Annotated in this window: 6 protein-coding genes; 1 reads left to right on the top strand and 5 read right to left on the bottom strand. The window is 37.3% G+C overall.

The window, feature by feature from the left end:
- On the bottom strand, nt 1-827 hold an 827-nt coding region (locus HY841_04535; GenBank protein ID MBI4930008.1), incomplete at its 3' end, for a hypothetical protein.
- 95 nt (nt 828-922) lie between these two features.
- Here HY841_04535 and HY841_04530 point away from each other — a divergent pair.
- On the top strand, nt 923-1,132 hold the full coding sequence (locus HY841_04530) for a hypothetical protein (protein ID MBI4930007.1): 210 nt from the start codon (nt 923-925) through the stop codon (nt 1,130-1,132).
- Nucleotides 1,133-1,489: 357 nt separating this feature from the next.
- On the opposite strand, the gene HY841_04525 is transcribed toward HY841_04530, so the two are convergent.
- The 4 genes from HY841_04525 to HY841_04510 are packed head-to-tail and all read right to left on the bottom strand — an operon-like array spanning nt 1,490 to nt 5,401.
- A complete protein-coding gene (locus tag HY841_04525; protein MBI4930006.1) occupies nt 1,490-2,554 on the bottom strand; it encodes a hypothetical protein in 1,065 nt (354 codons plus the stop codon).
- A 29-nt stretch (nt 2,555-2,583) separates the two neighbouring features.
- Nucleotides 2,584-3,948: a hypothetical protein gene (locus HY841_04520; protein MBI4930005.1), complete on the bottom strand. Its 1,365-nt coding sequence runs from the start codon at nt 3,946-3,948 to the stop codon at nt 2,584-2,586.
- Between the two features lie 11 nt (nt 3,949-3,959).
- Nucleotides 3,960-5,006 carry a T9SS type A sorting domain-containing protein gene (locus HY841_04515; protein MBI4930004.1) on the bottom strand — a complete coding sequence of 349 codons (1,047 nt, stop codon included), beginning with the start codon at nt 5,004-5,006 and terminating at the stop codon, nt 3,960-3,962.
- Nucleotides 5,007-5,023: 17 nt separating this feature from the next.
- Nucleotides 5,024-5,401 carry a hypothetical protein gene (locus HY841_04510; protein MBI4930003.1) on the bottom strand — a complete coding sequence of 126 codons (378 nt, stop codon included), beginning with the start codon at nt 5,399-5,401 and terminating at the stop codon, nt 5,024-5,026.
- Between the last annotated feature and the right edge of the window lie 145 nt (nt 5,402-5,546).

The following is a 5,546-nucleotide window of genomic DNA, read 5'->3' as shown; positions in this document are numbered from 1 at the left end:
GGATAAATTTGCTTGTTGAGTTTTTTTCTTACAACTGTCCTTGTGCAGTTGTCGTCTGCGTTGGAAACATTGCGGATAATAGAAGACATACAAATTTTGCAGAAGTCAATTATATCTTCGTCTGTGTCTAACTCGTTAATTATTTTTTTGATATAGGAAAGTTCAAGTAAAATTTCTTTATTGAACCAGTTGTCTCGGTAGGGAAATTCGGGAATGTCTGTTTTGCTTACAAGTTTTGGTTTGTATGCAACAAGTTTTCGCAAAATTTTTTCCGTTACTCTGTCTAATTCGTCATTGTCAAGCGGGGTGGTTTTTACTTTTGCTAATAGTCGGGCAAAGGGGTCAACATCTACACCAACAGAGTGTCTGTCCGATAGTAACGCTTCAATATTTGTCGTGGCACTGCCAGCGAATGGGTCAAGGATTAAACTGTCTGGTTGGGAATAGCGTTTTATTAACCATCTTGGGAGTTCGGGAAAAAATTTTGCGGGATATTTATGTATGCCGTGAGAATATTTACTCTGGTCGTAACTGATAAATAAAAATCGCTGTCCGTCTTTTACGGGCAAGTCCGTTGGAATTTCACCGTCCACACGAACAAGTGTCTCGCCAAACTCGTTGGTAATTTCTTTTACATTTTGTAGGTCTGGAAAGTCAAGTAGTTGTTCTGTTGCTCGCTTTGCAACTTTCTTTTTTGCAACTTTTTCTTTTATTTCCTTTAATGAAATTGGGTAGTAAGTCATTGTCCGTGTGATTTGGTTTTGCCAAAAGTAGATAAATTTTTTGAAAACATTTTTTGTTTGTCTACGAAGTTGTCCACAGTGCAGTGTGTCGTTTTACTATGGCTGCCAACGTTTTGCGGCTTTAAGAAGTGCGGGATTAAAACCCACTTCATTGTCTGCCGACCACAAAACTAAATAAAATGCACGAACTGAAATACAAGCAGGTCAGCCCGCATTTATTAAAGCCGCTGTTACCACCTGTGCTGGTCGTCTGTGTCGGTCGTCACTGTCCGCGAGTAGAGATTTTGTCTATTGTTTTTGTTGAGCGGTCGGGCATTTTTGAAAATTTCTTACTCGGATTTGTCGGCAGGCAAGCTTTTTTGGATTTGCCCTTTCCATTAAAAAAATAAAAAGAGGGCAAATACAAATGTGCTTGCCGTAGGTGTGGTTTTCATAGGGGAAATGTTGTCCAGCGAAGACCTTCAAATTGTCAGCGAAGACCTACAAATGACCTTCTAAGACCTTCAAATTTGTTGCGAAGTCCTTAAAATGACTTGCGAAGTTGTCCAAATGAGTTTCTAATATGTGAAAATTAAATTCTAAGTCGTGCAAATGACTGTCTAAGTGGTAAAAATCATTTTCTAATTGTCCAAAATGACATTCTAAGACATTCAAATTACTTTCTAATCGCCCAAAATGACTTTCTAAGTATCCGTCTCCGATGAATACGGGGCAGGGAAAACAATTGGTATATGCCTCGCTCAACACTACTTTTGTTTTTTTACCTCTACAGGTAGTTCAAATGTTTTCTCATCAATTGGGTCAACAGATACTTTTGCTATCTCTGTTGCGTATGCCATAGAAGCCATTGCTCCATCGCCTTTATATGATTTTTTAAGGATCATCCCTTTAATAGCATTTAATTTATCATTAAATTCCGGAACCATGTCAAAAATAAATGCATTCAGATTGAGCATGGGCAATGCCTCATCGGCAGTTTTCAGCTTGTAGTCGTTATTGAATTTATTTATCTGTTGTTTTGCGTTTTCAAGTTCTTCGGCTATCCAGAATTCACCTGAAAAATAAGGGGTAGCTGTTCCTCCGGCATTCATTGTTGCTGTTATCTTGTATTTTTTTGTTTTGTATCCGGCTATCATCCCGCCATCTCCTATATCTTGAACAGAAACGCTGTACAATCCTGCTGGCATTGCTGTGTTTGGATTTCCTTTCATCTGGCTTTCTATTTTCACTTCTTGGTAAACCATTTCAGCAGTATTTATTTTCCATGTTACGCTTTTGTCCATTCGGATAATATCAGCATTGCCGCTTAGCTTTTGAATGTCTTTTGACATTGATTCTTTATCAGTTTGCTCAATGCTTGTCTTTTGTTTTTCGCTATCGAAATCTGTCGGAGAACCGTCAGGAGAAGATTTCATTCTTTTTAATTTTTCTTTACTGCTTGTAAGTTTTGCTTCCAAGTCATCTATGCTCTTTTTTTGTTCTTTGGTTGGGTTTTTTATTGCTTTCAAATTACTTAACTCCAATTCTCCCTGTTTGATATCAGCCTCTGCTATAGCAATGAATGTAGGATTAATGGCACTTGTAGTTTGTTGTGCTATACTCAAACTCATTTCTGCTCCTGCCATTGCTCCTTCTTTAGTACTGCGCGCCATTATTTTTGCTTTATCTCCCATTATCCATACTCTTCTTTCTTGGCTGGTAGTATTTATTGTTGCTGCAACTGATGGGCTCTTATCTTGTTCAATAAAATAAACTTGTGAGAATGTTTGTGCTGCGATTAGCAACATTGCTGAAATGAGTATTGTTTTCATAGGTAGTTAGGTTTTATTTATTTGTAATTTTATTTTTCATTATCCCATTCAAGTCCGGCTTCCTTTCTTTTTACATCTTTTTCTTTTTCCTTTTTTATATCTTCCAATTCTTGTTTTTTTATTGCCCAGTTTTGATTGGTATGAGCAAGGGCGGAGCTACCCAATTCTTTTTTAAGTTCTTCAGATTTTTTTATTGCCAAAGATAAATAAAGAGCCCCTGACTTATGCTGCCAGTTGAAATTTGCATAATCAAGATAATTGAGCCATACTTCGAGGGCTTGTGGTTTATTGCCTGCCTGTTCCTGATAATAGGCAGCAAGTAAAAATTGCAAATCAAGTAATTCAGATGCCGCGATACCTGAATTGCCCGCCTCCGCATCTTCTTTAAAGCGCGGAATTTTATAATATCTGTTTACGGTGGTGTTTGCATCGTTTATATGTGCAAGCGGGTAAACCATGTCGTCATAAAATGTCTTTTGTCCGAGCGAATAGGCAAGCATGGAAATTGCATTTGCATATTCGCTGATGTCAGCAAGTTTAGAAGTCTTGGAAAATTCCGAAAGGTTTCCAAGCCACACATTAAGAAACCAATCGTTGTATTTGCTTTTTGTTTTTTCAGGGATTTTAGAAACATTTTTAGTAAGCCAATTTAATAATTCCATTGCAACATATCTTTTTTCAAAATATGTTAAGCTGGAATTTCTTATTTCGCTAATTGCTTTTCCCGAAGTTATATATACAATTTCAAAAATATCTTTTTTCGTCTTTAGTCCAAGCCCTTTATCTGCAGCTCTTTTTGCGGCTCTTGTTGCAAGCATGAAATCGTAAAAGTCAAATCCGATATCTTTGTTGATACCATACACTGAATTATACTCCCATCCTAAAAGTAAGTCTTCGTAATTCGCAACGCAATTATTCCAATCGCCAAGCAGATAATATTTTTTTGCTTTTTCGCGTAAAGCAAGTTTCCCAGCGATTGCGTCAGCAGCTGATTGTTTCATACTCGCTATTCCGGATTGAACAATAGAATTATTGAACTGCGCTTCTTGCAAGCGATTTTCTGCAAGGTTCTTTGACCATTTTGCATTTTCCGCTTCTTGTTTGGCTTGATTGTATTCATTGTTATTTTTTCCATAAGCGCTGTTCATTTTTAATTCTGCTGTGCTAAGTTTGCTTTGAGAAGAACTGATTTCACCCTCGTATTTAAAAGCTTCGTCTTTATACTTGGAGGAAATTTGAGGAGAAGACGAAGGAGGAGTTACTATTGCTGAAGAAGAATTTCCAAGAAGTTTTACATCGATAGCGTCAAGCCAGACTAGTGTGCTGTCTTTTTTTTGCGCAAAGCAAGTAGCGCAGATAATGATTAATACGATGTTGATAAATTGTTTTTTCATTGCTTTTGAATTTATTGAATAATTAATTTTCCAGTCCCAATAATTTCATTGTTGCCTGTCAGTTTATACAAATACATTCCTTCAGAAAGATTCCCGCGCCCAATAACATATTCCTTTTCTGTAGTTGTGAATTGTTGGCGTTGAACTTCACTGCCTAATAAATTGCACATTATAAATTCAAGAGATTTGTTTTTAAAGTTCTCATTGATTTTTATAGTTGCAGTTTTATTAAATGGATTCGGGTAAATACTAACTACAGATTGTTGCTCAGCAAATGCAGATTGAACGCTTGTAACCATAGAGGGAATGTGAGAGTAATCAGACCAGATAATGGATCTAAATGTCATATTATATGTAATACTTTTAAGATCCATCATCAGAAAAACCCCTTGACTGGTATTCGCATCTATCCACAAATATAAAGTGAGTATTGAACTTGTTGTTCCAATAGGTGTACCGTTTGATAGGAATGTAGAATCAACAGATGTGTCTATGACTTTTATCCGATTAACATTATTGTAGGTTATTGTAGGTAAAATAAGCGTTCCTGTCCCATCGAATGTATTTACTCTTGTTCCGGAATTATGACCGTACATTCCGGAACCACAAGAATATCCTTTATAATTATCCGAAAAACTGTTCCCGAAAACAAAAGGACAAATTGATGTTTGCGGATCAGAGAAAAGCTGAGTTGGACAATTTGCCGGGTCACTCCATGTACCAAGAAAAGTAACACTATCTGTTGTAGATTTAGAATACGTGTACTGACCGATAGGAGTCAGATCCGCAAGATTAGCATCAGGGAAACTTCCTGCTCCAGGTGTAGTTGAAGGGTTATAATAATAATGCGATATCACATCTGTTGTGTCAACAACCAAACCGGCATAGTTCCATGTAACACCTGCACCTGTTGAACCTGAATTAAACCCTGTAGTATCATAAGAAGTGGAAATTCCAACTAAGCTGTCTCCATAAGCAGGATACTGTCCACATGATTGCGCTTTTATACTCAAATTAAACATTATTAATACCATAAAAGTAAGGTAAATTGTTTTCATTTAATTGTCGTCAGTGATTATAGTGCTGACACCGCACTTTTAATTTTGGTTGTAAAGTTAATAATGTTCTGGTCGTCTTGTGTAGGGAAGCAAGCTCTTTTGCTTTTGCCCATTCCATAAAAAAATAAAAAAGGGGTAAAAGCAAATGTGCTTGCGGTCGGTTGATAAGAAATTTTCAAAAATGCGAAGCGGGGATTTGTATTTTCTTTTTTGTCTGTCGGTGAGCAGTCAAGTTGTCCACGAAGCCGTGAGAAGCAGTCAAGATATTGCGTTGCTGTCCACGAAGTGCGAAGCAGTCCATCGCTTTTTTTGCTGTCCTTTTTATATGTTGTCTGTTTGAACAAGTTGTCAAATTTACTGAGATATTGTCTACGGAGAACTGTCTTTTTCAGCATTGGTGGTAACGGTTTGCGGGTTTCTGATGTTGCGGACTTAAATGCTCGTCACTGTCCCCACGCAGCGAAGATAATAGAAAGCAGAAAACTTTCAACTTGCTCGTCACCCGCAATAGCAGAAACCCGCTGTTAGCACTCGTTTTTC

This window comes from Bacteroidota bacterium, from assembly GCA_016213405.1.
In the GTDB taxonomy this organism is placed as follows: Bacteria; Bacteroidota; Bacteroidia; order Palsa-948; family Palsa-948; genus Palsa-948.
Note: the sequence above shows the minus strand (reverse complement) of the source record. Positions and strands in the feature narration are given on the sequence as shown.

Bases quoted from the DNA above. Each gene is read 5' to 3' on its own strand.
- HY841_04515 (MBI4930004.1), bottom strand. From the start codon at position 5,006: ATGAAAACAATTTACCTTACTTTTATGGTATTAATAATGTTTAATTTG.
- HY841_04530 (MBI4930007.1), top strand. From the start codon at position 923: ATGCACGAACTGAAATACAAGCAGGTCAGCCCGCATTTATTAAAGCCG.
- HY841_04510 (MBI4930003.1), bottom strand. From the start codon at position 5,401: ATGCTGAAAAAGACAGTTCTCCGTAGACAATATCTCAGTAAATTTGAC.
- HY841_04520 (MBI4930005.1), bottom strand. From the start codon at position 3,948: ATGAAAAAACAATTTATCAACATCGTATTAATCATTATCTGCGCTACT.
- HY841_04525 (MBI4930006.1), bottom strand. From the start codon at position 2,554: ATGAAAACAATACTCATTTCAGCAATGTTGCTAATCGCAGCACAAACA.